Consider the following 26,016-nt stretch of genomic DNA (forward strand, 5'->3'; position numbering starts at 1 on the left):
TATAGAGATAGATTTCAGCAAAATCTCTCATGAGGCAATCGGTAAGATCCTAACTTGTGTGGACTTTTTAGATACGAATCAAACATTAAGTTGGAGGGACATAGAATCCACGGATACGATTGTTATCTTCTTACTTTCCATGAACCTATTACATATAAATCTATCTTGCTTTTACCCGTGTCAATTTCATTACTTACATTACTTTAAAAGGATGCATTCGCTTTCGAGTAATGTAACACAGTATTCTCCCGTGTACTTGGATCAAGAGAATATTTATGAATTAGACCATGAAGAAGAATTTGTGGAATTGGGAACGGACATGATCGAAGAGATGGGCTTAGAAGTCTTTCCTATTGAAGAAGAAGAGTATGAAACGCTCTCTACACTATTCGACATACCATTAAATGAAATAAAGAAAGTAGCAGAGGAAACATGGGGTGCTATAGCTGAAACAATAGATGGCATATCACCGAATCATAAAGAAAAAATATCTAAATTACTAGATTGTTATCCGGTGCAGTATTCTTACCAAATTGATGAAGAATCTCTTTATCTCTATTATGGCGAGGAACCTTTATACGGACCATATAAATTTGAGATGTTACTAGATTTATTGGAAACAATCTTTAAGCAGGGGGAAACAACACATGAAGACAGTAGCAATATTTGATGCTTTAGAGCCAAAAGGAATTGTAACCATCCAGCAATTTAACAACGAATTATCGCGTGGAGAAACTGCCGTTACTTTTAAAGATTTTTATTTAGCTTTAAAAGAAGTGATGGAGCAAGGTACACAAGATAATACACATTACTCTAGTGGCGTACTCCCAAAAGGTTGTATAAAACACGAGGTGTTATCTAAGAGTGGTGATAAACAAGCTGTTTGGATTGAAGTACCAAAGGCTCAGTGGGATATTCATTTTTTTGAACGGCCGTTTCAACAAGTAGGCTTTCCACGTCTATTATTTCGTTATACGGTGTATCAAAAACGAGTTACGAATATCTCTGTCTTTGCTGTAAAAGAAGATATGGAGTTAGAAGAAGGAATGAAATTATATCAATTTCCTTACTCTAATGTTCATGCTAGTGGATCTGTATGTACGGGTAGAGTTGTAATACCTGAATTCCGGACTTTAAAAGATCTAGAAACATTTCACGTTCTATTCTTTGCAAGTTCATTCAACCATGACCTTACATATACTCATACGGAACCAGTAGGAGAGTTATTTAAACGATTTGAAAACCAAAGGTTTGATGATTCTATTCTAATAGAATCGGAAATTACTTTTTAATAAATAGCAGGATTATATATAAGCAAACATACTAGGAGGATTTTTAATATGAATAACTTATTCGATTTTTTTGATATGGAAAAACAAATAGAGGAAACAACAGTACCAGTGAAAAAAGCTGCTTCAGAGCAAGCCACTGCTAAAAAAGTAGAGAAAAAGGAAAAAGCAAAAGATAAGACAAAGAATAGTAAGAAAGCTAAGGCTGCAAAAGCTACAGATTGTCTAGATAAAATCAATACAACAACGGTTGTTCGTCACGTGGTATTTGGAGATATATCGTTAGTAGATTGGTTTACAGAGGAAGAAATTACACATGGAATCGCTGTTCAAAATGGAGATTCTACAGATGTAAGGAAAATAGAAGCAGAGGACATTCGCGTAAAATTAGAGCAACGTTATCCCTCATTTGTTAAAGGCTTAACTGTCATTAAATTTGATGAGGATACAAATGCACTACTTCCGATTTTAACTGTCGGCGCAAAAGGAGCAAGTACTGTAGAGGGACAATCCATTTCAGATTGTCCTTTTTCTTTTTTAAGTACTTGGCGTGATCACTTTTTACCTGGGGATTTCATTCCGAGGACCCTATTAATGGACTTTATTATTATTGCACAGGCCATTTCTCGTAAATGTGATTGCGAATTGCATGCTGATATCTATTTCAATAAAGAGCGTGGTTATTTTATGGACTTTCCACGACAGCAGGTAGCAACTGAAATTGTAATCCCAGAAACGAATATAGAGATGCAGTCTATCGCTATGAAGGTTATGGAGATACACAGTCATCATTGTTTCTCTGCTGAACCAAGTGATTTAGATGATCAAAGTGAACGGGCTCCTATTCTTTATGCAATTATCGGCAGAATAGAAGCTGTTTTCCCTGAACTGCGTGTACGCACTTGTCTAGATGGGGAATTTTATTCTATTAACCCTAACTTTATATTTGCAGGAGAATATGCAGCGAAAGGGATAAGCCAAAATTACGATTTAAGTAGGATTACACTTTTAAAATAAATATACAAGGGGGCGTAAAAGAGACATATTTTAATGTCTCTTTCTTTATTATGACAACATTAAAAACAATTCACATTTCAATGTTTACAAAGATAAAAAATTACATGTTAGTTCTTAAACAAAATGAACGTGTTTTAGAGGAACCAATTCATGATTATAAACTATTTCAATTTATGTGCCAGTTAGAGATGAATAACATACATAAAGTATTAGAAGGACACGGAAAAGATACCCATATTGATATAAACATGCATCAAGAATATATAGATACGCTTGTTGTGCAGTTGAATTTACTTCAATATGTTTTAGACATTGTACAAGAGGAAGGAGTCGTCCATGCTGCATCGATACTATTGAAGCATTCATTTGACTTGTATACCGTGCATCGGATTACAAATTTATCGATTCCATTTCTACGAAATTTAGAGAATACACTATCAAAAGAAAAATAGGGGGCTATAAAAATGAGTATTGTTATTGATATTGCAGAAGGAAAGAAGATTGTACCGCATATTGTATTAGTAGGTGCTGGAGGAAATGGTGGATTAATTTTACAGCATATTGCTCAAATGATGAGTATTTTCCAATTAAACGGTGAAATAGTAGTTGCCGATCCAGATATCATAGAAACTAAAAACCTTGGAAATCAACTCTTTATTCGACCTGATGTTGGTAAATACAAAGCAGAGGTACTGGCTCTTCGATATAAAGCGGGCTATAACGTTCCTATCTCTTCCTATACGTCACAATACATAGAAGACATAGAAACAATGCAACAGTTGTTTGGCAATAAATATGATTTATTAAAGAAACAACATAAAGACGACTACTTGTATCTGCCAATTGTGATTGGAGCAGTAGATAATATGTTTTCTCGTGAAGTCTTCCATCAATCGGATAATCTTATTTACATCGATGTAGGGAATACAGCTGTAACAGTTCCTAATAATTGGAGAGAAGTAGATAAAAGGCATTGGACACCTCAACAAATGGCCGATTATAAAAGCAGTGGTTATAACGGTCAAGCAGTATGTGGGATTAAACTGAATGGTGAGGTCATTCTTTCTCCGATTGGCGACTTATTTCCAGATGCTTTTACAAAAAAAGAGACAGCACCAAGTCAATTAAGTTGTTCCGAATTAGCTGCTTCAGAACCACAGCGTGTTATTACAAATAAGTTCGCTGCCATGACTGTTGCACAATTCATTAACGAACTCTTTGATGAAGGTACCGTATCAAATCACTATATCATTTTTCAAGCTCAAAAGGCGTTTATGAAAGCTGCACCAATTGGTGAGTAATGATATAGGAGGGGACAAAGTGAGAGTGTATCAATTAGATTCCACTCAATTACAATGTACATTAACACCAACAAACATGTGTGATGGTGTTCTACAATACTACCAATATAAACAGTATACCGTTGTATCTGTACTGGATTTATCAAAGCATGATTCCGAAATGATACCATTGCTTCTGGCTTGTCTAGCAGAGGCTCTGATTCATTTCTATCCGGATTCTTTTTTAGCTAAGGATAAATCTGATCTCTTATATTGGTGTAGAAAGAACTTCAAAGGATTTCATAGTATTTCTGATGATGGATTCTTGCGAGACTTCAAGCAGGTATACGAATGTTATCAAGCATTGCAAAACGTTGGAAAACAAGAAAACAATAAAAAAAAATATATATAATAGCAGGGAGAAGAGAAACGCATGTATAATATACTTAAACGTCAATTTAATTACATTATCCGAGGGGTGATTCGGATTAACGAAGAGGTACAAAGGGAATTGGACCTATTGGTGCAAAAGATTCGTGAAACTGTATCTTCTGTCCAAAAAATCATCCTTTTTGGCTCTCATGCATATGGCACACCAAATGAAGACAGTGATTTTGATCTCTGTATTGTTGTGGAAGGTGTAGGAGAAAGAAAAAGGGAAGTCATTAATCGTATCAATTGGGGGATTTACGATGTAATGGAAACGCCAGTTGATATTTTAGTGTATGGGCCAGAAGAGTTTCAAGAACGTGCTAGCCGTACTGTAACTATGGAACATAAGATTGCACTAGAAGGGACGGTCCTATATGAGAAATATTGAGGATCTAAAAGAGTGGGTATTCATAGCAAAATCCGATTTAGATTCTGCTATTTACTTATCTGATATGAAACCTTTCCCCACTGCAATTATTTGTTATCATAGTCAACAATGTGTGGAGAAACTCCTAAAAGGATTTCTTGCACTAAACGGTAGACCAGTCCCTAAAACTCATAACCTTTTAATGCTGCATAAATTTTGTTGTAGATTAGATGAGGAGTTCTCATTGATTTTAGAACAATGCGTGCAGCTGAATGGTTATGCTACAGACATTCGTTATCCTTATTTTGAAGCCCTTACTGTGCAAGATGGGTTAATAGCTATACAACATGCTCAAAAAGTAATTCGTTTTTATAAAGAGACCTTAAACAAGCTAAATATAAATGAAATCGTAATCGATTAAATATAGAGGAAATACATAAAAGAGAGTGCCTTTAAGGGACTCTCTTTTTCTATCTCAAAAAAAGGAGGAATGCCCCATACATAAAAAATAGAATCTTATTTTTCTATGGGGATAAAAATAAAATGATGGATATATATAAAGAAATTAAAGAGGAAATGAAAAAAGTCTATTTATCTCGCGATTGTTGTTTTGTAGGTTACAGCGGGGGAAAAGATAGTTCTGCTATGTTGACATTGCTATGGGATGCGATTTCCGAGCTGTCGCTAGAAGATCGTACAAAACCTATTCATGTATTAACTTCCGAGGTTGGGGTAGAAACACCTGTTATGACTGCTTATATCTCACGTACATTAAAGAAAATCCAAAAGAGTGCGGATAAGCAAAACCTTCCGTTTATAGTACACAGTGTGAGACCATTAATGAAAGATTCATATTGGTATAAACTACTAGGTAGAGGTGTTCTTCCACCAACAGGAAATAGTAGACTACGATGGTGTACTGATTCCCTTAAAGTTAAACCCATGCAACGTAAGATGAAGGAAATACTAATAGATTCCCAAACTAAAAAAGTAGTAGACTGCTTTGAAGAGTATGATGGAGTCCTTGCGTTGGCCGTTCGTAACGAAGAAAGCGCACGTAGAAGACATAGTATTCAAAAATATGCAGTAAGTAATGAATCTTTATTTTCACGTCACAATGACATGAAAAATATACTCTGCTTTAATCCAGTCAAATTCTTAACCGGTGATGAAGTATGGATGTTGCTTTTAGATAGAGGGATACTGCCTTTTGGTGTGGACGTTGAAGAAATGAGTATACAATACGGACAAGCTATGTTTGAATGCGGCATAAAAACAGGCGGAAAACAACAAGGAAATGCTTGTGGAGCTGCAAATTCGCGTAGTGGCTGTTGGACTTGCCTTATGATGAATGGTGAGGATAAAATGCTAACCCAACTAATAAGCGAAGGATATACAGATTATGCTTATCTACAATCATGGAAAAGCTTCTTACGCTCCATTAGAAACGATATTCGTTATCGGAATGTAATGAATAGGCGAAGTCTGCAAACACTCCTTAAAAACGAAAATAAAGGGGATTCGGACTTGTTTTCAATTCAAAATCATGCTGAATATGATTATATTATGTTTGATCGCACAGAAAAAGGAGACTATGCACCAGGAGGGCTTACGGTAGAAGGTAGAAGAATGCTTTTAGAGTATCTACTTTTTACACAACAAAAGATGAATACAAATCTTATTTCTGAAGAAGAAATTGAGGCAGTGCTGCAAGCCTGGTATGAAACGGATGGAATTAGAGTATACCGAGATGAATTGGAACCTATACACCACGCATATCTAGGTGAATTGGTGTTCAAACCCGATTGTACAATAAATGAGGAAAAAACAACGTCTCCATTTCCCGTATTTTTTGTAGAAATAGATATTCATCTAGGGAAGCAGGAACTATTTCGTTGGATTAAAGAGCGGCAAAGAATTACACAACAAAGCTTTTTCTTCTTTCCTTCAAATTATTCAAATGAAGTTGCAAAGTTAACATGGAACAAGCTAACCTTTGTTGTATCTAGAGTAGATGTAACAGAAGCAAGAGACGCTGAACGAATTGTTCGTCATTGGTTAGGAATGGATATGTACCATGGAAAGAAGAACGAACAACATAAACAAATGCTAATTCAGCTATTAATTCAATCCATGAAGAATGAACAATTGTTTAAAGAAGATGAAAAAGCTAGTACGAAGCTTTTGTATGCTGCAGAGTTTACAAATAGACTGTCTAGATTAATAGAAACAGAGGAAATACTATCCGAAGAGACAAACCATCTCTTTGCAAAAGTACTTAAGGAATTAGGAAACGAGGCATTTCTAATAGATTAATAAATATTAGAAAAATAAATTAATAAAAGACGTGTTCTATAAATAGAATACGTCTTTTTATTTTAGTGTGATTAATACATTCAAGGTAAGCTCATTTTTGATATATTATGTGTTATGTATTGTATTAGGAATCTTTTTCTTGATTCTCATTTTCAATATTTTTTAATGCTACATGTTTGGATTTATTTTTGAAATCTAAATAACTAATATAAGAGAGTAGTTCCTCTTCGAATAATAGAATATCTTCGCATTTTCCGTACAATTTATGAGCCAACTGTGTAACAACTGCTTTTTCATGTTCCACGTTATCTAAAACCTGATGATTAAACAAGTAATCTGTACTAACCAAAAAATAGATTGCAATTTTTTTTACCATATCAAAGTTTGGCTCTTTATTTCCTAACTCCCAGGAAGATATTGCACTTCCTGTTACCCCTAACTCGATACCTAATTTGTGTAGACTAATTCCTTTTAATGTTCTTAAATTCCTAAGGTTCTGCCCAAAAATATTTCCTTTCAATCAAATCAACCTTTCAAATTTTTAATTGACAATTAGTATAGAGTTGAAATAAAGTTACTATATTTTAAAAAAAGTATTCATCAAACTTTATTCTAAGTCTACTTACAGGTCACTGTAAATATTGATAATATCTTTTTAAAGATATTTTAGTTTTGAACCCCATCCTACTTACCAAATCTTTTTCAGTTACTCCTTGCTTAATAAGACGGAGAATAAAAGTGTTCCTCATCTGCTGCGCAGAAATACGCCTTTTTAGTCCCGCTCGTTTCACTTCAAGTCGTATCATCTTTTGTATAGCAACTTCAGACAAAGCTTTTGGCATATCCTTTTCGTATACCCAACGATACGTACCTCGATTAAAATCAAATGCCACAAATAGAGGATTATCTGTGTGTTGTCTAGGTCTTACTGGTTCCGGAATAGTCTTGTAATATTTATAAAGCTGCTGCGTATCTTCCATAGTTAAAAAGACAGACCTAGTTGCTCCATTCTCCCCAGGTACCATTAAGATATTTCTAGCAAACTTTATATGGCTCATATTAAGCGATACAAGCTCATGCAAGGACAACCCATAGTTTACTACTAAATTTATAATACAAACGTTTCTATCCATAATAAGAGGGCGATATTTAGCTTGTCTTTCCGTTAAGCCCTTCGTTGATAGAACAGTTTGTTTTAAAAGCTTTTCTTCCATTTCAGTAATAAAATCATTATCATTTAGTGATTGATCCGGAATTAAAGAGAAATTAATACCATCCAATGGACTAACTATACCTAAAAACATGTGTACCTTCTTCAAAACCACCCATATTCTGTGTCTTGTTTTCTGAGAATATTTACGCTTGTCTTCTAACTCAGAGAAATACGTCTGATAGTCCGCTTCAGAAAGTTCACGCCATGATTTGATATGTAGAAGTTTCTCATTTTCTCTTAGCCACTTATAAAAATCTTTAATATCGTAAGCATAACGTTTAATCGTGGATTGTTTTCGTCCTTTTTCTGTTAAATAAGCAGAAAAGGCTGCTAATGTTTCTTCTAAATTAATGTTTTTGCTCATTATAATCACCTAATTTCTTAGGAATTATTATAACAGAAAATAAGTGAAAGACCTGCTACCGCCCTTTGCTACGCACGGTTGCTGCCATCTCCAAAACGCAAACGGACAAACAACCCTTTGCGTTTTGGAGATGTTGATTATTATCTATAAAGTAAAATAAACAGGGTTATCATAATACTCCAAAAAGGAACTACAAAAACTAATCCCCAAAATATTCCTTTGAAAAATCTAATCTCGTTATAGGTATCTATATCTAAGTAAGTCGTATCTTTAAGTACAGTCATGTTTAATCCTCCAAATATGAATTGTTTACTAAAATGAAAAAAGGACAAACCTCGCCCTGGTAGGGATACGTAGGTTTGTCCTTTAGTATGTGGGTAATGATATGTTTATTTTCCATTATTATAACGTAATTTACAAATATTTTCAATTTGGTCAGACATCTTATTAACAATCATACTAGCTGTATTAAAAATCTATTATAAATATATATCTTATATATTAAAAAGAAATAAAGATAAAACTATTATAGGTATCAAAAATAGGGGAAAGATCTACTCCCACAAGGGAAAATTTGATGTTAGAACGTAAAAAATCATAAATAGTAGAAAATGTATACGGAAATTCAATGATTATTAGACTATCAATTCTACAAAAAAGCATAAAGAGAATTATATATTTCTACATGAAATCGGAAAGAAATTGATACAAATCACTTTATATTTATCCAACTATGGAAATAGGCTTTATTTTCTTTATTTTGTTAAATACAGCAGTATCTAGCGTTCAATTACCCACATTTTATCCAGATTAAGCTTCTAATTGTTAACATTACTCAGTATATACACATAACTCACATTATTATTGATGATTTTTATTAGATAAATACAACGACACTAGTAGTTACAATGATATCAGGAAAATATTATTCACATTCAAGTATATTTTTCCTCATATCCACTATTTTTATTATTTTTCTTCTGATTTTTTGTAGGTATTATGAGATAGGTTTTACTACTTTAAAAGAATACTCCCTAGCACTATGTGGAGAGTTCTATAATGCTAGAAGAGAATTTGTATAGAAGTGCATAAAAAAAGACCTCATTTTACATGAAGTCCTTCTGATTTTGTATTTATAAATAGAGTAGTAGAAAAGGAGTATGAATGAAACAACTACGAATAGCCCTCTAATTTCGATTTTTTCAAAAATAGAGAGCTCGTTACTATTATTTTGTTTCCATTGCGTGTAGCACCTGATCTGGAGCTGTTATTGTTACATCGGCACGTACTAAACGTTCGAAGGTACGCATAAACTCTAGTAAATTAAACTGCTTTGGTAGCTCAATAACGCGAAGTTTTTCTTGTGGCAGCTTATCAATTGCCTCGATAAACCATTCACGAACATCACTTGGAATCGTGCGTTCTTTATGGCCACGAACTTTTAGTTTTTCACGCATTTCAATTTCTAAAGCGATATATGCATGGAGATTCACTCCCTGATCATATGCATATTTTCTAAATAACGTTTCTTCCTGGTATTTTAGATAATTACGGTGATAAGACTCTTCCGTCACTGGTACCGCAAACTTCTGCTTCAGTAGTGCATGCACATTCTTAAACATCTTCTTAATGTTGTGAAGAGAGTACATAGAATAATGTAAACCGAAATTAAAGACAGCTTGCTCACGGTCACTATTTCTCTCTTTTGGTATATGCTGCGCAATAAGAGGGTAGATACCTTCTTTTGCTGCTGTATCGAGAATTTGATATTGAGATGTTTGATGCAATAATTTCTTCAATGTATATACAATTTTCGTTGGATATCCTTCTTTTCGATCAACCATGTCACGTAGTCCGCGAATGACACTGCGAATTTGACGGTGACAAGTATGCTTTAAGACATGAATGAATTTATTCATGTCTGCAGACAGTTCACCGATATTCATCTCTTGTAGGACTGCTTCGATAAATTTCGCTTTTCGAGCATAGGTAGCTTTTGGTGTAAATGGATCCCTATGTTGTTCTTCTCCAGCTTCTTTCGAACATAAGAAGTCTGAATGGATAGACAGATATAATGTCGTATATCGTTTTGTATGCTTTACACCTTTTTGCATTTTACAAATTTTGAATAGGGGATTCCCTGTACATGGTAATGCAGTTGTTAATTCCTCGATAACCGCACGGATTTGATGCGGATATTTTTTATGTAAGAAACAATACATCCCACCGAAGTGAGTTTTGTTTCCTCTTTCATCCTGCTTATCCAAAGAACGCTTTAATGTTGTTTCCGTATGTTGTTGCATCGCAATGTCTAAGAATAGTTTCTTAGCTGCTACAGATAGTTTAAAGAAAGCCTTTGTAAATACAACAGGACTAATATATACGTATGGATTTGCTTTTTCTGTTTCCTCGTTTATAAAATGAGTCAGTTTGATTGTATATCGGCCATCTAAGCCATTTTCAATAGATATAATGTTATGTAAGCTTAACTTTTTCAAAGCGATATAGAATTGAGAATGCTGAATGTATGCAAGCTCTTCTTTATATTGCTTGTAATCTTCCCACATCATATGTATTGTTACATTTGGAATGACACCATTTGTATAGCATTTTTTATGTAAGTACAAGAATACTTCAAGATCTGCATTCGTAATACCGTATAATTTATGTTTTCTTCCGGTTTTTTCTGCAATTGCAGACATTGCGCGACGTGAAAAAGATGGCTTGGCTTTTTCGACAAAGCCTTCTACGTCAGCAATACGTTCTTCGTATGTCATGTGCTGCAGAATATCTTCTAAATATGTATCTTTATAGCTGTAGTATTTCTCCTCAAATGTTTCCACAAACTTTTGCCAAGATTTGAGTGTTACTAGCACAGCATTGGTTGTTTCCCCATTTAAGCTACGTTGATTTCGTATTACAAATGATTTCCCCATCTTTTTCACCTCCGTTCTGCAAATTCAGAAATATATGCCAAAAGACTATAAAATATTCCAATTTTGATTATATCAAAACGAATTTTGTAAAAACGTGCCCTTTAAGAGAGTTTTTAAAAAGAGGAAACACACGCTAACCCCTTGAGCCACAAGGCCTCAAAAAAAAGTTACAAAAAATTTTATGTGCAACTTTTGTGAAAATGTGTTTCCTGTTTCGGTGCTAGAGGAAACATGGAAATCACAATAAACCTTGATTTAATCATATTTTTTACTCATTGTTCTTTAGTTACGCGCACGACTTGAGAAAAATGTTTCCTGTTTTCCGTTTTTTTACGCGCGCGACTTGGGAAAAAAATAGAGTTTATTTATGTTTTGAAAAAACGAAGATACTATAGAACTATTGGTATAAAAGGTTTTTTGGCATGTTTATAAAAAAGTTACGCGCACGACTTGGGAAAAGTGTTTCTTGTTTTGTGTTTTAAGAAGGAATATGTTTCCAAAAAGTAGTGTATTTTGTTGCAGGTGTTTCCTCTTTTTTCGTTATACGCGTAACTTGGGAAAAGTGTTTCCTCTGAAAAAGAAGAAACAATACAAATTGAATCTGAAAAATTAGCAAGGTATGATTAAATATACAGGAGAAAATATTAAGAGAAATTTTTTTAAAACATTTATAAGGGGAATTGAGAATGGATCAAAGAATAGAAGAAGTTAATTATAAACTAATAGACAATGGTATATTTTTCAGTGTGAATAAGACTCAACTTGCACGACACTTTCTAAATAATGTTCTTGAAATCGATGTATGTAATCTAAACAAAGAAGAAGTTACTAAAATAATTTGTGAGAAATATGGTTATAAATTAAAACAGTTACCAGATGAAGAAGAAATCTATCTATTTGTAGCTCATAACATAATGGGAATTAAAGAGGATAAAGAGCCTTATGAATGTTTTAACCATGAGGTTTTTCTTGTAATGAAGGATTTAAGAAAAATTAATTTTATGATCCAAGAATATGAATCAAAACAGCAAGTTAAAGATATTGATAGATATGAAAAGAAAAAGTATCAATACTTAGCTGAAAAGCTTTATAAGGCGAAAGATGTGATATGTGAATATATGACAGGAGAAATCAATTCATGTATATATAAAGAAGTAAAAGATTGGAGTAAACCAAATGGATTTCCTAGCTCCGGTAGTTTTAATCAAATGTTACCGAGTCGATATGCTTTTAGAGGTAGGGAAGAAGAATATGAAATGTCAGTTTTTGATGGATTGAATTATAAATTTGAATTTATTACGTTACAAGAGCGAAATGAATTGAAACTTCTACACAGTAATAATAAAGATGAATTTAATGAACGTGTGGATAGATATATAATTACACATGAAATTGACAATAAAATATTATCTCTTATAGAGGAAAATCATGTACTTAATAAGAGAGGAATGCTTAAACAAGCAATAGAAATTTATAAAGAAGATATGATGGAATTATTCTGCCAGATTATACCTCTTCAAATTGAGGGGATAATATATGATTATTGTATTGAGTTAGGGGTTTCTTCAGCAAATATAGAACGTACCTCTTTGGATAGAAAAATAGAAGAGATAGTAAAAAAAGATAGACGGTTCAAATGTCATGAATATTTTAAGTATGATTTTATTGAGTTAAGAAATACAGCAGCGCATGGAAGGTTGCACGAGAATGTTAATTTCAAAGATACTGCAAATATGTTAATTTTAGATTTAATGTATTTATGTGATGCTTTAAATAATTCTAATGCGCTAGTGGTTAACAGAATGAGAAGCCTTATAAAGAGGTTTGAAGAAAACTTTAATAATGATTATGTACCTATAGACGGGATAGTATACTCGTTTATAGCAAAATACAGAGATAAGTCCCTTCCATCTATTTATGAGAAGGAAAATGTAATACAAGAAATAAAAAAATATGCTATGAGCGATAATTTTTTGAGATATATACATATTCACATAATGCATCCTTCGTTGGTATCAGAATTATCACCGGAACAGAAACAAGAAATAAAAAAAATTATAGTTTATTTAATGCGTTCAAAAGAAATTAAAGAGCGATGTGTAAATTTATTGAAATTATTAGCAGATAATTCAAAAGAAGAATTAGTACATAAATAAGTATGCGCACCATATTAGGTGAATAGGAGGAGAATATGGATCAGTTAAAACAATTGTTTCAAAGTACATTATTAGTGGCATACCCACTATTTCAAAATATAGAAAATAACGAACGAATCTTTAATAAATGGAGAGGACTTTGTACGTTAATTAATAGCGATGTTAGTTATTTAGAGGATCCTATGTACACATCTGTCTCCTTTAAAAAATTTGCAAATTGGATATCGTATAAGGAATCCCAAGGTGTTGGTATTATGGAAATTGTTGCTCAAATAGAAGGATACCGACCAGAAGTATTTGAATTACTTGCTAATGATATAGAAAAAGAATTTGAAATTCTTTTAGTGAAACAAAAACAAGAAAAAAAACATACAGAGGAGCAGCAGAGCTTCATCGAACATAGTAGTGCTGGTTTTATGTACCATTTAACAGACACAATTGCAAAAAATAATTTTACAGAAGATAAGGAATTGAATGCCCATATTGCTGAGCTACCAGATAAGAGTAATAGCCTTGTTGTGGTATCTTCACGTTTTAATGATGGTGATATGAAATTAAGAGGCGCAGGGGAGTTAAATAGATGGAATACATTAGTTGATTCTACTTTTGTTGATCGTGTAATGGATGATTTAACTGCTGATTGCTTGGATATTGTAACAGAAATATGGGTGAAGTCAGCAAGCACGGAAAGTAGTCCAGTACATATAGGTTACGAAGAAATATTAGAAATGTGTAGTATGAAGCAGGTGAGAAATGGTAAGTCCTATTATCGTAAAGAGGACCGTTTAAAGATTATGGAGCGTTTAGCTGCACTGGCAAGTATTTTTATATATGTAAACGAAGATAATGAAATAGTTATACTAAATGATGATGAGAATCCAAATGAGTCACTTGCTTATAAAAAGCAACGAGTACGAAGACTATTCGTAATGGATGAAATAGTATTTGCTAAAGATATTGATACCGATGAAATGTTAGGTATTGAAAGTATGAATGTTGCACCTGGAACATTTTTATCTAAGTATTTATATGGATCAGAAAAATTGACTGGTTTGTTATCGAAAAAGGCCCTTGAATACAACAGTAAACAACAGCGATATCATAAAAGATTGACTAGGTATTTAAGTTGGAGATGGCGAATTCAGCAAGCTTATCAGCATTTAGTACACCCTTATTCAATCGGTGGTCCAAAAGGTCTTATAAGTGTTATGGGTGTAAGCATGAATCAAAATCCTGCCAGAATAAGAAGTGTATTCGAAAAGACACTTGATGACTTAATGCGTGATGAAGTCATCAAGGAATGGCAATACCAAACACCGATTGATGAGGGGAAATGTTCTGGGCGTAACTGGCTTGAGAATTATTGGTTAAACCTTAAAGTAACGGTTACACCTACTGATGAGTTAGTATCGTTACAGCAAGAGCTTTTACAAAAGAAAAAAATAACTCCTAAGAATAAATTGATGGAAACAGTGGTAAAAGATCCAGTAATAGAAGTACAGGATATGGAGATAGAAGAAATTCAAACATCTCAATTAGAACAGCAACAGGTAAATAGGGATATTAATTGGTATCAGCAGAAGATTCTCCAATATAAAGAAGAAAATAAGTGTAGTTTAAGAGATATGGCAAAAGAAATAGAGATATCACCATCTAATCTTTCAAAATTGTTAATAGGCAAAAGAAAAAGATTAAGCGAAGAAACACATAATAAGTTAGATAAATGGATTGAGCGTCAAGAGGTAGTTAATCTGCTGTAAATTATGGTTAAATATAAATCAAAAAAAGCTGTTGGAAACAAACGAAAAGTGTATGTTTCCAATAGCTTTTTTTGATTATACAGTTACACGGATTAAAAATAGTATCTTTATTAAAATCATAATGCATTTATAAATTCGTCAAATATAATTTTCACCTCTTTCTTAACAGAATCAAACACCTGTTATAAAGTTGTTAAAAAAATGCAAGGTTTATTCAACAATTGGGCGAGAGAATATGGGAGTTACATACCTTTTAAGTAGATTCTGATCTACCTGTTTAAAACTAAAAGTTTCGAGTAAAGATATGGTTAGTTGTTGTGTAAATAAATGGATATTTAAATACAAATGAATATATATTTTATATTTGATAAACAAATTAATTTAATTAGTATTTTCCTTAATAATAGAATCAATTGTACTTTGTTTTATTACCCCTGATTTTTCTGATTTAAGATGACAAAAATTTTTCAAAGAAAAATTAATATTCTCCAATGCTTTTATCAAATCAGATATTTTACTTGATTCCTTACTAAACAATTCTTCTAAAAAATTTTTTTTAAAAGGCATCCAAATTAAAAAGACAGACATAAAAATTAAAAAACCTAACATTAATAGATACTGAATAGCTTCTGCTGATGTCTTAATTTCATGATTATAAACCCAGCTATTGAAAGCTGACCATACTGGAATCGTAAACAAGAAAAATAAAGAACCATAGCTAGACAAAAGTTTTAATACATTTAATTTCTCGGTTTCTTCTTTTTTTTCCTTTAACACCTGTATTAAAAATTGTAATGACTCTTCATTGAATTTAGGATCATTATTTAAAAGTTCTTTCTTAAATAAATATGATTGAACAATTAAACAAATAAAAACTTGCCATTGTTTGCTTTTAAACGAGATATTATATTTATTAACAGAAATCAAAATAGCTGGTTTTACTACAACATAATGCATACATACCAAAAACAAAATCATATAAACAAAAAAGAAAATCATATAAATATAGAAAGAATCAAATTCAATATCATGTTCGACAAAGATGTTTAAAGAAATAATAACTAAAGCGGCTATTGAAATAAAAGTAGCAACCAAAAAAATAATATTTTTTAAAACATACTTATAAACTAAATTCCATTTACTTAACTTTTTCGAATAAAAATTAAATAACTCCAATTCAAAATCAAACATATAATTCTCCTTACTATTAATAATTATACCTTTTAATAACATTATCACCAGTTCTACTATCGATGTAAAAAATATAGCAATTACCATACCCACTTAAAAAACAATTTAATATACAAGACCTTTTGAATTTTTACGCTGTTCAAATTCAAAAATAACCATCGGAAATCTATGAAATATTAAACCTATTTTGAGGATAAATTATTCGAACTGAATACATATTAATGTTATATTAGAATAACATAATAAAAATAACATAAAATAATAAATTCATGTACAAAACTATAAATTAAAAAAATTGATAGGATATATTTCTAAAACATATAAAGCACCTAATTAATCTGTTACCTAAATTCTTTAGGGGACAGGTGGTTTGATTTTTCTTGAATTCGCACACAATTTTAGGAATGGATGTATACTAGTACCATCTTTCGCACAGTTTTGTTTGGTTTTTTGTTATCTTTTGTGAGTAGAAAACTTCACTTTTTAAATGACCAAAGCAGCTTGCTATAAAGGCATTATCATGGCAATTTCCTCTCCGGAATATACTGATAATTATGTCGTTTTCTTTGGCATACGCTTGAAACTTCTTGCTGTATAAATACTTCCTTGATTCGATTGTAGAAGGACATTTTTACTTTTGCCCTCTTATTGCTTGTTTTGATGTCTTCACTGCTAATGCCAGTGTTTATAATTGCTTGATGACTTAACTAATAATTTCACGATTAAAGGTATCCATAATCGTTGATAACTAAAAGGTTACGCTCACCAAATAATAGATTAGACATATCCGTAAACTATGTTTCATTTTGTATGGATGAATCGAATTGACATTCCAATCGATGAGGGTCTATCCCTGGTTCCACACCATTGATGTATTTCTTTTTTTGGCACACTTTTGAAAGAATATAATTTTGTCTCATAAGTCTTAATACTTTTTATGATTCACAAAGCCGAAGAGTAGGAGTCACTCTTCGATATTCATATCGTAATTTATGCCTAAGACAGATGTCCTAGATTTTCTTTTTTACCTTATCTATAAAATATTTTGTTCGTTATAACCACCGATAAATGTGGAACAGGGTAATTCTAATACGTTACACAATTCTTTTACAGTTATTTTTATGTTTAAACAGTTCCATAAAGTAACAACAAATTCCGGTTTCAACTCCTTTTAATTTCCAGATAATTTCCGTATATAAGTAATTTTGTTTTTAAGTGTTTATTTTCTAAGCGTATTTGTTCCAATTCATTTAATTCTTTTGGCACTTTTCTATAAGAATATTGTTTTCCTACAGGGCGACTAAAACAATACGTTTCACCTTCACGATGCCACTTCATCCAAGTTTTAATCTGTGCTTAATTTTTAACTTCTAATTGATCCATAATTTCTTTGTTTGTGTACCTTTGTTTTTTCAGCTCGATTGTTTTCCAGATAATTTCTTCTAGATAAGATTTTCTCATTCCCATACGAGGTGTTTTTTCATGTATCTCTATTCGGCTTCACTCATATCAAATACTTAAGTTTTTTTAAAATTCCCGTAGTCTTTTTATATTATATATCTAAAAAATTATATGATATTTATCCATTAATATTTTTTATGTAAGAAAATAATAGGGTATTTAAAATTCTGTAAATTATAATTTATAGAATTTTGGAGTGGTTAATATAGATTTGTATACAAATTAGATACTATTTATTCATTTTTAAATATGAAACTGATATTATCAAGTTTTTTACGCTTATTTGGTATCTTTTTTAGATACTAGTGTTATAATGGATAACAAGGAGGGAATTAAATGAAAAAAATAGTGGGTGAAAACATTAGGATATACTTAGAGGCGACAGGACGAACTCATCAATGGGTTATGGATAAAGGCGGAATTCCAAAGGCGACTTTTTATAAGCTATTAAAAGGAGAGGGCGATTTAACAAAAGGAATAGAAAAAATAAACGAATTGTTTGGAATAAAAGATGATTTTTATTTCTATAATTCAGAATTTAAACCACCATTAAAATTAGAAGATAAATTAAAAAGATCTGATATACGAAATTTTGCAGCTGCAAATTATGTAGCCGTTGAGGGCGAAGAAACAGAATTCAAAAATACTTTAGATACTTTAGACGATTTCATAAGAATGATTGAACTATTAAAGCCTTATAATAATTTAAATAGAAATGATTTTATATAATATTTTTTATCTAATACTTAACATTAAATATAGCCTATAAATTTTTGGAGTATACAACGTTGAATTTTATCTACAAAGGGATGTGAAGAAGAATGATAAATAGCACTAATATCAGGGAAGTTATAGAGCAGAATCAAAAAATACTTCCTTCAATATTGGTAAACGTAGAAAGTACAATTGAAAAGGGAATTCATTTTAAATATAAAACTATAGAAAGTATACGTAATTATTTAATGCAGAAAACAGAAGTACTACTTTTCCCGAGCAAATCTTTATCTTATGGGGGAATGGTGTTATATCGAAATGGCTCTTTTTATATAAACATAAATACTTTACAACCGAAAACATATGAGAATTTTGTTTGGGCACATGAATACTATCATTTTGAATTTGAAAAGGATCGAATCAAAAATGCGGATGATGTAACTTTTGTGAATAATCCAGTCCTAAATGAAAATGAGCGTAGAGCAAATCTTTTTGCTGCAGAGTTGTTAATAAATGATGATGTATTAAAAACTTTATTTCAAGAAATAAAATTAAATTACGTTAATGATTCTTTGGAGAAGAATGTAATTAGGTTAATTCCAGCTTTTGAATTGCCTTATAAAACTATGGTAATTAAATTAGCACAAGAAAACCTGATTAGTATGGAAGATGCAGAGAGAATTATTGATCATGATTACCGCCATAATTTACCACAAGATTTTGATCTTTCAATTTTAGAACCTACAAAAGCAATTAAGATTGATGGATTAAATAAATTACTTGAATCAGAATCCGTTCAAGAAAATATGCTTGAATCAGATTTTGAAAGTATTCAAAATCTAGCAAATCAGCATTTCAAACAACTGGAGGCTATTCGAATGGAAATTTAAGGAGGAACAAATAAATGGACCAAGTAACCAATACACCAGAGACGAACCAAGATTCAAAATGCAATGGAATAGAACCTTATTTACAAGATGGTAGGAAAAATGATAGGGTTACACACTATTATATATTGGATAATAATGTCCTATCAGATTTAGCAAAGTTGGCAAGAGAAGAGCAAAGTTCCTTCAAGGAGTTAATGACATGTTACAAAGGAACAGTATTTATAGTACCGGAAATGGTAATGGAAGAGGCTATTAGGAATTTACCTGGACAACAGTGGGTTGATGAGAAATATTTGAACTTTTATCAGGTAATGAGTGAATTACATATTCCCATTTATCTTGAATCTGTTGAGCATAATTATCAGATTTTTGCAGAGGGTTATGGTAGTAAGGAGGAAGCCTTCCTTCAGTATAAAGAGATAGCCCTAAATTCAATAAGTAATATTGCTATTCAAGGTGAACTAAGAGAGGCAAAATCATGTAAGGATATTGAAAAAGCTTATTCGCAGTCCTTGAAAGATGCTGGCGAACGATTTATTTTTCTTTATGCGCATGCGATGTTACAAGATAAAGTAAATAAGATTTCTATTTTGAGTAATGAGATAAAAGGTGTCTACAATGTTTGGAAAGCAAATATGAGAAAAGGTGAATTATTGGAACTTGTCAGAGTTACTAGTCATGAGGAATATTGTGAAAAACTGCGACCTGTATCATATAATTGTATTCTAGTGAATTCCTTGAAAAAGAATCCAACATTAACTAGTGAACAGAAAAAGTCATTATTACAAATTATGAGGGACAGTAAGATAATTGGTAGAAATGTTTATTATTCTCAGAAATCATGCAATTTAGTAGATACTAGGGCAGATATGAACAATGAGGAATTTATAAACTTTATTGAAAAACATGATGATTATAAATTAGCGTTTTAAATTATGCAAGTTTTGAAGTGTTCTATACTTTTGTATGGGACATTTTTTGGTTTATCTATTTTAAATAGAAGAATCTTACTTCGAAAATAAGAATGGTTCCGTTTTAAACTATGTATTTGGGGAAGATAGGGTGACCTATATTGCTCATGTTCGTGAAAATAAAAATTGAGTATAAACTGCGGAAGTGCTCTTATTAAAATTAGTTAAATTACTACAAGCTTTATTTTTAAATAAAAATATTCTTAAAAAATGACTTAACTAAAGTAATGGTTAGGTCTTTTTCGTATGCTTATTTTATAAATAAATAAGGTTTAATTGAGATTAGAGTGAAGATTAATATAAAGTTTTGGTTTTATAAAGTAGAGTAGATAATATATAAGTAGAAGGTAATTGGAGAGAGGGAACCAAATTGTGTAAATGTAGGGTTTGTGAGACAAACAACAATGATTTTCATTGCAATATAGCTGGGGATAATATTTGTAGAAATTGTTGTAATGACTTTCAATTAAGAAACTTTAAAGATAGTTGGAGTGGTTTAGTAAAGCTAGTTAAGGATGAAATGGAAATTTATAACATTAGCGAATGTTGCCTAAAATGCAAGGGGTTAATGAGAAATCAAAGGGTTGAATTAACAGGGGACGGATCGATAATAAATTATGGCTACAATGGCAAATATGTTTTTAATGATATGGTTGATTCTTACTCGTATAAATTTTTCAATAAGAAAAAAATAGTATTATTAGAGTCTATGAATTCACTAGATATAACTGGAGTATATGATTTGGCGGAAGGATACTATCTTTTAGAAGAATATGAAAAAGCAATAGATTTATTAGAAAATTTGGAGGGGAAGGACACTGATAGTAAAGTGTTGTTACTGCTAGGAAAGGTGTATTTTCATGCCAATAACTTACAAGCTGCAATAGATTGTTTATTAAATTCTATAAAAATACATGGGGATAATTCAGAGACTTATCGTATACTGGGAGAGGTATATCAAGCAGATAATAATCTTATAAATAGTGCATATTATTTTAATCAAGCAATCAAGTATTTTAAAATAGACGCGTATGATAGACCAAATGATTATTTTCCACAGTATTCATATCTTGGATTAGCAGTAGTATATTCTAAGTTGAATCAGCATAATGAAGTAATAAAATCAGCGGAAAAATTTTTAGAATCTCAATATAGTTGGGATACCTTGGTAGAAATGCTTTATGAGCAAAGATCCGGTGAAAAGAACTATATAGGTTTCGGTGGTTTTTTTGCATGCGCTACTATATATGAATTAATGGCATTGAGTTACTTAGAGAAAGAGAATCTAATGCTAGCTGAAAAATATATTGACCGTGCTCAAGAATTAAATCCTGAAAATACAAATATTGCAACGACCAAAGGGATAATTATAGGTAGAAAGCATAATGATGGGAAAATAAGTGAGTATAGAGAGCAAATTAGTTCATTAAGACAGAATATAGAGTTGAGAGCTAGTAGTATTAACAAACTAAAAACGCTAAGACCAGAAGAACAAGTCAAACTGTTTACGGGAAATGAAGAAGAAAGTGTGTGGGGTTTCCTGGTAGGGAAAATATTTGATAATTTAAAGACAATCGAGAATTTATCACCAATTGTTACGCCATCTCAGAATAAAGCTGCTGAAGAGGATAGATATACGGATTTATTTAAATCACATATGGATTCTAATTTAGTAGATACCTTTGGTTGGATTACTCATACTCAGAGTAGAGGTGGATACACACGGAAAGAGATGGGAGATAGAGGGGGAATAGGAGAAAGGGATATAGTAATTCGTTCTCATCAAAATAAAGACTTACTAATGGGTGAAGCTCTAATATTGAAAGGGAAAGATACTGCAAGCATAAAAACCCATACTAAGAAAATTTTTGGATATGATATAGGGAATTGTAACTTCCACATAATTATTAATTGGGGTTTTAGCGAAAAGCCTGATTCAGTCTGGAAAGATTATAGAAAATTAGTAATTTCTCGGCAAGAGGGTATTTATGCAGTAATTGAAAATGGAGAAACAGAGAATTTATATCCAGGGATTAATAAACAAGGAATAAGAACATTTTACACGAAACATTCTACAGATGTTGAGAATGAGGTTGCTACTGCGATTCATGTGTACGTTGATGTATTAAAACAAATGAAGCGTGAAGGTGCTGAATTAGCAAGGAAGAAGTAGAACGATGTGATTAGAAGATTTAATAAATAAAATTCTTCATCATATTATAAAACTATACATTCTTGTTTATTAGTTAGCTAATAGCTATGAAAATAAAATTAAATATATCGGTGTACAAGAATGAATTGATTTAGAAAGTCCTTTGATTTTTTAGGTGCGAATGTATAGCAAACATGAAATTCCTAGTACATTCGCACCTAGAATTCTCATAATGTATGATGGGGATTTATGATTTTTATACAAAATACTTTAATAAATAAAAATATTTTTATATTTTTGAATAGAATTAACGTATTTGTGATTGATTTTGAGCACAAATCGGTGTCGCACCTCATATAGGTGCGTGGATTGAAATACAAGATACGAGAATTTAATGACGTCACCCACATGTCGCACCTCATATAGGTGCGTGGATTGAAATTATTGTTACACCTTTAGAGTATCCGAGTAAAAAAGTCGCACCTCATATAGGTGCGTGGATTGAAATACAATGGGAAAGTGTTAGGTTATGCACGTTTTAAAGTCGCACCTCATATAGGTGCGTGAATTGAAATGAAGATAGTAGAAGAAATCAAAAAAAGTGTATGTCGCACCTTAAATAGGTGTGTGAATTGAAATTTTGTTGCTCCAGTCGTTATGATCGTCTTTGCAGTCGCACTTTATATAGGTGCGTGGATTGAAATTAGGAGTTATTAATGGCTTTAGATGTTAGACCAGTCGCACCTTATATAGGTGTGAGGATTGAAATTACCTCGGGTTTATATTTATCTGGAATGCCCATAGTCGCACCCTATATAGGTGCGTGGATTGAAATTTTGCAACTAGCTCAATTGTTTTTCCGTTTTCAGTCGCACCTCATATAGGTGCATGGATTGAAATTACCTCGGGTTTATATTTATCTGGAACGCTCATAGTCGCACCTTAAATAGGTGTGTGGATTGAAATATAATATCACAATTTTGACAAAATTCAGTCATGATTGCACCTCATATAGGTGCTTGGATTGAAATAGTTTAGTAGATACTCAACTAGAAGTATCTATATCTGCAGTATCTAATACAAAAGTAAACAGTATAAAATGGAGGGAGATTGAATGACCTACATTGCTCATATACGCGAGAGTGACAGTCAAGTACAAACAGTCGAAGAGCATTTATTAAGAGTAAAAGAACTAGCTGAAACCTATGGAGAAAAAATTGGTATAAAACATTTAGCTGGTTTAGCCGGTATGCTCCATGATATGGGGAAATACACCAATGAGTTTAAAGAATATATATTGGAAGCAGTAAATAATCCTAATTCTCCACCTAAAAAGGGGAGTGTTGACCATTCAACTGCAGGGGGGAAATTGTTATATCAATTATTCCATACAGAAAATATGATTCCTTACAAAGGGATAATATCTGAGATAGTGGGAAATGCTATTATTTCTCACCACGGATACCTTCAAGATTTTTTAAATCCAGATTTAGAATCGCCCTATTTAAATAGAGTGCGAGATAAGCAATTAAGAGGATTTGATGTTACACAACAATTCTTTTTTAAACATGTCATGAAAGAGAAAGATTTTCATGAGTATGTGGACAAAGCTACTGTAGAACTAGAAAGTTTCCTACTTAAAGAATCCCCAGAAAATGCTGAAAAACAATTAATGTTTTTAACTAAATTCATCTTTAGTACATTAATTGATGCCGATAGAACAAACACCCGATTATTTGAAGAAGAAAAAAGTGTAGAATCCGTAATAAATGTTGATGAGTTATTTGAGAAATACTACGAGAGACTCATGACAAAAATCAATTCTTTCAAAAAACAGCAGAATGCAAATACCCCTATTAACATGTTGAGAGCAGACATGTCAGATCAGTGTGATCAGTTCGCTGAGAGGCCATCAGGAATATATACGTTATCTATTCCAACTGGTGGTGGTAAAACATTAGCAAGCTTAAGGTATGCACTAAAACATGCAAACACCCATAATAAAAAACGAATTATTTATGTTGTACCTTTTACAACAATTATCGAGCAAAATGCGGAAGAGGTTCGAAGAATATTAGAGGATGAAGAAAATATTTTAGAACATCATTCAAATATAGTTGAAGAAGTGAATGAGCATGATGAAAATGAAGACGGTGTGGTTAGCATACAACAAAAATTAAAATTAGCTAAAGATAATTGGGATTCTCCTATTATTTTTACAACCATGGTTCAGTTTCTAAATGTGTTTTACGCAAAGGGAAATAGAAATACTAGAAGACTCCATAATTTAAGTGAGGCAATTATTATTTTTGATGAAGTGCAAAAAGTTCCTGTTTCATGTGTTTCATTATTTAATCAAGCATTGAATTTTTTAAAAATATATACTCGTTCCAGTATAGTCCTCTGCACTGCTACTCAACCTGCTTTGGACTTTGTAGAACAAAAATTAGACATAAATACGGATGCTGAAATGATTAATAACCTTGATCATGTAATTGAAGCATTTAAAAGGGTGAAAATCATTGATCAAGCAACTAATGAAATCTTTAATAAAGATAAACTCAAAACATTTATACATACAAAAATAGAGGAAGTACAAAGTATCCTCATTGTTCTAAATACAAAATCAGTTGTGAGAGATTTATATACACAATTACAGAGTCAAGGATTAAATATCCCTATTTATCATTTAAGCACAACAATGTGTGCAGCACATCGACATAAAATTTTAGAAGAAGTTAGAGAATGTCTCAAAGAAGGAAGAAAAATCATTTGCATCAGCACACAGTTAATCGAAGCAGGTGTAGATGTGAGTTTTGAGTGTGTTGTTCGTTCTTTATCAGGGTTAGATTATATAGCACAAGCTGCAGGAAGATGTAATCGCCACGGGGAAAAGGGCATACAGAATGTCTATGTGATTGATTATGAAGAGGAAAACTTAAGTCATTTAAAGGAAATTAAAATTGGAAAGAAAATTACGAAGAAAATCCTTATGGATTTAAAACATAACGATAAAATACATGGAGGACATATTTTATCAAGAGAGGCAATGAAGAGGTATTTTAAAGAATATTATAGAGAATTTGAATCAGATTTAGATTACTTTATTCCAAAACTAAAAAAGAACATGACTGAGTTATTATCCGTACCAAGAATAGAAAATAGCTATCGTCGAGCATATATTCATAAACATGATAAAAAAGATATTCCATTATTTATTATAAATAGCTACCAGACAGCGGCCAAACATTTTAACGTCATTGATGATATAACCACTTCAGTTATTGTCCCATATGAAGAAGGAAAGGATATTATCGCAGAATTAAATAGCAATAATTCCATTGAGGATCTGACTCGATTATTACGAAAGGCACAGCAGTATACAGTTAACGTATTCAACTATGAAAAAGAAAAATTGATAATAAATGATGGACTCGTATACTATCTTGATGGGAAAATTCTAGCCTTGAAGGAAAGTGCTTAATGAGAGCGATTTTAAGACAGCTA

At 31.9% G+C, this 26,016-nt stretch carries 21 protein-coding genes and 1 pseudogene; 16 read left to right on the plus strand and 6 right to left on the minus strand.

The window, feature by feature from the left end; all coding sequences use genetic code 11:
- Positions 1–256 precede the first annotated feature (256 nt).
- The 9 genes from ACXKY9_RS29185 to ACXKY9_RS29225 all read left to right on the plus strand — a co-directional run bounded on the left by ACXKY9_RS29185 (position 257) and on the right by ACXKY9_RS29225 (position 6,701).
- Positions 257–670 (plus strand): hypothetical protein, encoded by a 414-nt coding sequence (locus tag ACXKY9_RS29185; RefSeq protein ID WP_228161161.1) that lies wholly within the window; start codon positions 257–259, stop codon positions 668–670.
- Positions 648–1,292: a hypothetical protein gene (locus ACXKY9_RS29190; protein WP_000859310.1), complete on the plus strand. Its 645-nt coding sequence runs from the start codon at positions 648–650 to the stop codon at positions 1,290–1,292. The genes ACXKY9_RS29185 and ACXKY9_RS29190 overlap by 23 nt, the downstream gene beginning before the upstream one ends.
- Before the next feature lie 48 nt (positions 1,293–1,340).
- Complete coding sequence (locus ACXKY9_RS29195) at positions 1,341–2,306, plus strand: hypothetical protein (RefSeq protein WP_001061019.1); 966 nt, start codon at positions 1,341–1,343, stop codon at positions 2,304–2,306.
- Between the two features lie 50 nt (positions 2,307–2,356).
- The gene (locus tag ACXKY9_RS29200; RefSeq protein WP_000209412.1) at positions 2,357–2,758 is read left to right on the plus strand and encodes a hypothetical protein; all 402 of its coding nucleotides are present in this window, start codon (positions 2,357–2,359) and stop codon (positions 2,756–2,758) included.
- Between the two features lie 12 nt (positions 2,759–2,770).
- The gene (locus ACXKY9_RS29205; protein ID WP_016090214.1) at positions 2,771–3,607 is read left to right on the plus strand and encodes a ThiF family adenylyltransferase; all 837 of its coding nucleotides are present in this window, start codon (positions 2,771–2,773) and stop codon (positions 3,605–3,607) included.
- Positions 3,608–3,626: 19 nt separating this feature from the next.
- A complete protein-coding gene (locus ACXKY9_RS29210) occupies positions 3,627–3,998 on the plus strand; it encodes a hypothetical protein (protein WP_001267121.1) in 372 nt (123 codons plus the stop codon).
- A gap of 21 nt (positions 3,999–4,019) precedes the next feature.
- On the plus strand, positions 4,020–4,406 hold the full coding sequence (locus ACXKY9_RS29215; RefSeq protein ID WP_000282361.1) for a nucleotidyltransferase domain-containing protein: 387 nt from the start codon (positions 4,020–4,022) through the stop codon (positions 4,404–4,406).
- Positions 4,393–4,806: a HEPN domain-containing protein gene (locus ACXKY9_RS29220; RefSeq protein ID WP_001244154.1), complete on the plus strand. Its 414-nt coding sequence runs from the start codon at positions 4,393–4,395 to the stop codon at positions 4,804–4,806. The genes ACXKY9_RS29215 and ACXKY9_RS29220 overlap by 14 nt, the downstream gene beginning before the upstream one ends.
- Before the next feature lie 122 nt (positions 4,807–4,928).
- Positions 4,929–6,701: an adenine nucleotide alpha hydrolase family protein gene (locus ACXKY9_RS29225; protein WP_000968739.1), complete on the plus strand. Its 1,773-nt coding sequence runs from the start codon at positions 4,929–4,931 to the stop codon at positions 6,699–6,701.
- A gap of 124 nt (positions 6,702–6,825) precedes the next feature.
- Here ACXKY9_RS29225 and ACXKY9_RS29230 read toward each other — a convergent pair whose 3' ends face one another.
- From ACXKY9_RS29230 to ACXKY9_RS29245, 4 genes are all read right to left on the minus strand, one after another.
- Entirely contained in the window at positions 6,826–7,221 is a 396-nt protein-coding gene (locus ACXKY9_RS29230; protein ID WP_000677976.1) for a helix-turn-helix domain-containing protein, read from the minus strand.
- Positions 7,222–7,330: 109 nt separating this feature from the next.
- Positions 7,331–8,278, minus strand: a complete 948-nt coding sequence (locus ACXKY9_RS29235) for a tyrosine-type recombinase/integrase (protein WP_000041871.1) — start codon at positions 8,276–8,278, stop codon at positions 7,331–7,333.
- Positions 8,279–8,418: 140 nt separating this feature from the next.
- Positions 8,419–8,562, minus strand: coding sequence for a hypothetical protein (locus tag ACXKY9_RS29240; protein ID WP_000217299.1), 144 nt, complete (start codon positions 8,560–8,562; stop codon positions 8,419–8,421).
- 942 nt (positions 8,563–9,504) lie between these two features.
- Positions 9,505–11,214 carry a hypothetical protein gene (locus ACXKY9_RS29245; RefSeq protein WP_000520262.1) on the minus strand — a complete coding sequence of 570 codons (1,710 nt, stop codon included), beginning with the start codon at positions 11,212–11,214 and terminating at the stop codon, positions 9,505–9,507.
- 686 nt (positions 11,215–11,900) lie between these two features.
- Here ACXKY9_RS29245 and ACXKY9_RS29250 point away from each other — a divergent pair.
- Both ACXKY9_RS29250 and ACXKY9_RS29255 read left to right on the plus strand, forming a co-directional pair.
- The gene (locus ACXKY9_RS29250) at positions 11,901–13,370 is read left to right on the plus strand and encodes a hypothetical protein (RefSeq protein WP_000372779.1); all 1,470 of its coding nucleotides are present in this window, start codon (positions 11,901–11,903) and stop codon (positions 13,368–13,370) included.
- A gap of 35 nt (positions 13,371–13,405) precedes the next feature.
- On the plus strand, positions 13,406–15,130 hold the full coding sequence (locus ACXKY9_RS29255) for a helix-turn-helix domain-containing protein (protein ID WP_000372481.1): 1,725 nt from the start codon (positions 13,406–13,408) through the stop codon (positions 15,128–15,130).
- Positions 15,131–15,511: 381 nt separating this feature from the next.
- Here the strand turns inward: ACXKY9_RS29255 and ACXKY9_RS29260 are convergent, their stop codons facing one another.
- Both ACXKY9_RS29260 and ACXKY9_RS29265 read right to left on the minus strand, forming a co-directional pair.
- A complete protein-coding gene (locus tag ACXKY9_RS29260) occupies positions 15,512–16,321 on the minus strand; it encodes a hypothetical protein (RefSeq protein WP_000459233.1) in 810 nt (269 codons plus the stop codon).
- Positions 16,322–16,722: 401 nt separating this feature from the next.
- Positions 16,723–17,788: pseudogene (locus ACXKY9_RS29265) on the minus strand (IS3 family transposase); the annotation flags it as partial.
- Between the two features lie 330 nt (positions 17,789–18,118).
- On the opposite strand from ACXKY9_RS29265, the gene ACXKY9_RS29270 reads away from it, so the two are divergent.
- The 5 genes from ACXKY9_RS29270 (at position 18,119) to ACXKY9_RS29290 (ending at position 25,993) form a co-directional block, all read left to right on the plus strand.
- Positions 18,119–18,511 carry a hypothetical protein gene (locus ACXKY9_RS29270; protein ID WP_000724860.1) on the plus strand — a complete coding sequence of 131 codons (393 nt, stop codon included), beginning with the start codon at positions 18,119–18,121 and terminating at the stop codon, positions 18,509–18,511.
- 92 nt (positions 18,512–18,603) lie between these two features.
- Positions 18,604–19,386, plus strand: a complete 783-nt coding sequence (locus ACXKY9_RS29275; protein ID WP_000610947.1) for an ImmA/IrrE family metallo-endopeptidase — start codon at positions 18,604–18,606, stop codon at positions 19,384–19,386.
- Positions 19,387–19,400: 14 nt separating this feature from the next.
- Positions 19,401–20,318, plus strand: coding sequence for a hypothetical protein (locus tag ACXKY9_RS29280; protein ID WP_000373088.1), 918 nt, complete (start codon positions 19,401–19,403; stop codon positions 20,316–20,318).
- Between the two features lie 607 nt (positions 20,319–20,925).
- A complete protein-coding gene (locus ACXKY9_RS29285; RefSeq protein ID WP_223697915.1) occupies positions 20,926–22,530 on the plus strand; it encodes a tetratricopeptide repeat protein in 1,605 nt (534 codons plus the stop codon).
- A gap of 1,093 nt (positions 22,531–23,623) precedes the next feature.
- Entirely contained in the window at positions 23,624–25,993 is a 2,370-nt protein-coding gene (locus tag ACXKY9_RS29290) for a CRISPR-associated helicase/endonuclease Cas3 (protein WP_014481878.1), read from the plus strand.
- Positions 25,994–26,016: the final 23 nt, after the last annotated feature.

This window comes from Bacillus sp. 2175 (assembly GCF_057812155.1).

What these genes read in the sequence shown, in the direction of transcription:
- ACXKY9_RS29190 (WP_000859310.1), top strand. Translation starts at nt 648, where the DNA reads ATGAAGACAGTAGCAATATTTGATGCTTTAGAGCCAAAAGGAATTGTA.
- ACXKY9_RS29195 (WP_001061019.1), top strand. Translation starts at nt 1,341, where the DNA reads ATGAATAACTTATTCGATTTTTTTGATATGGAAAAACAAATAGAGGAA.
- ACXKY9_RS29200 (WP_000209412.1), top strand. Translation starts at nt 2,357, where the DNA reads ATGACAACATTAAAAACAATTCACATTTCAATGTTTACAAAGATAAAA.
- ACXKY9_RS29205 (WP_016090214.1), top strand. Translation starts at nt 2,771, where the DNA reads ATGAGTATTGTTATTGATATTGCAGAAGGAAAGAAGATTGTACCGCAT.
- ACXKY9_RS29215 (WP_000282361.1), top strand. Translation starts at nt 4,020, where the DNA reads ATGTATAATATACTTAAACGTCAATTTAATTACATTATCCGAGGGGTG.
- ACXKY9_RS29220 (WP_001244154.1), top strand. Translation starts at nt 4,393, where the DNA reads ATGAGAAATATTGAGGATCTAAAAGAGTGGGTATTCATAGCAAAATCC.
- ACXKY9_RS29225 (WP_000968739.1), top strand. Translation starts at nt 4,929, where the DNA reads ATGATGGATATATATAAAGAAATTAAAGAGGAAATGAAAAAAGTCTAT.
- ACXKY9_RS29235 (WP_000041871.1), bottom strand. Translation starts at nt 8,278, where the DNA reads ATGAGCAAAAACATTAATTTAGAAGAAACATTAGCAGCCTTTTCTGCT.
- ACXKY9_RS29240 (WP_000217299.1), bottom strand. Translation starts at nt 8,562, where the DNA reads ATGACTGTACTTAAAGATACGACTTACTTAGATATAGATACCTATAAC.
- ACXKY9_RS29245 (WP_000520262.1), bottom strand. Translation starts at nt 11,214, where the DNA reads ATGGGGAAATCATTTGTAATACGAAATCAACGTAGCTTAAATGGGGAA.
- ACXKY9_RS29250 (WP_000372779.1), top strand. Translation starts at nt 11,901, where the DNA reads ATGGATCAAAGAATAGAAGAAGTTAATTATAAACTAATAGACAATGGT.
- ACXKY9_RS29255 (WP_000372481.1), top strand. Translation starts at nt 13,406, where the DNA reads ATGGATCAGTTAAAACAATTGTTTCAAAGTACATTATTAGTGGCATAC.
- ACXKY9_RS29260 (WP_000459233.1), bottom strand. Translation starts at nt 16,321, where the DNA reads ATGTTTGATTTTGAATTGGAGTTATTTAATTTTTATTCGAAAAAGTTA.
- ACXKY9_RS29270 (WP_000724860.1), top strand. Translation starts at nt 18,119, where the DNA reads ATGAAAAAAATAGTGGGTGAAAACATTAGGATATACTTAGAGGCGACA.
- ACXKY9_RS29275 (WP_000610947.1), top strand. Translation starts at nt 18,604, where the DNA reads ATGATAAATAGCACTAATATCAGGGAAGTTATAGAGCAGAATCAAAAA.
- ACXKY9_RS29280 (WP_000373088.1), top strand. Translation starts at nt 19,401, where the DNA reads ATGGACCAAGTAACCAATACACCAGAGACGAACCAAGATTCAAAATGC.
- ACXKY9_RS29285 (WP_223697915.1), top strand. Translation starts at nt 20,926, where the DNA reads ATGAGAAATCAAAGGGTTGAATTAACAGGGGACGGATCGATAATAAAT.
- ACXKY9_RS29290 (WP_014481878.1), top strand. Translation starts at nt 23,624, where the DNA reads ATGACCTACATTGCTCATATACGCGAGAGTGACAGTCAAGTACAAACA.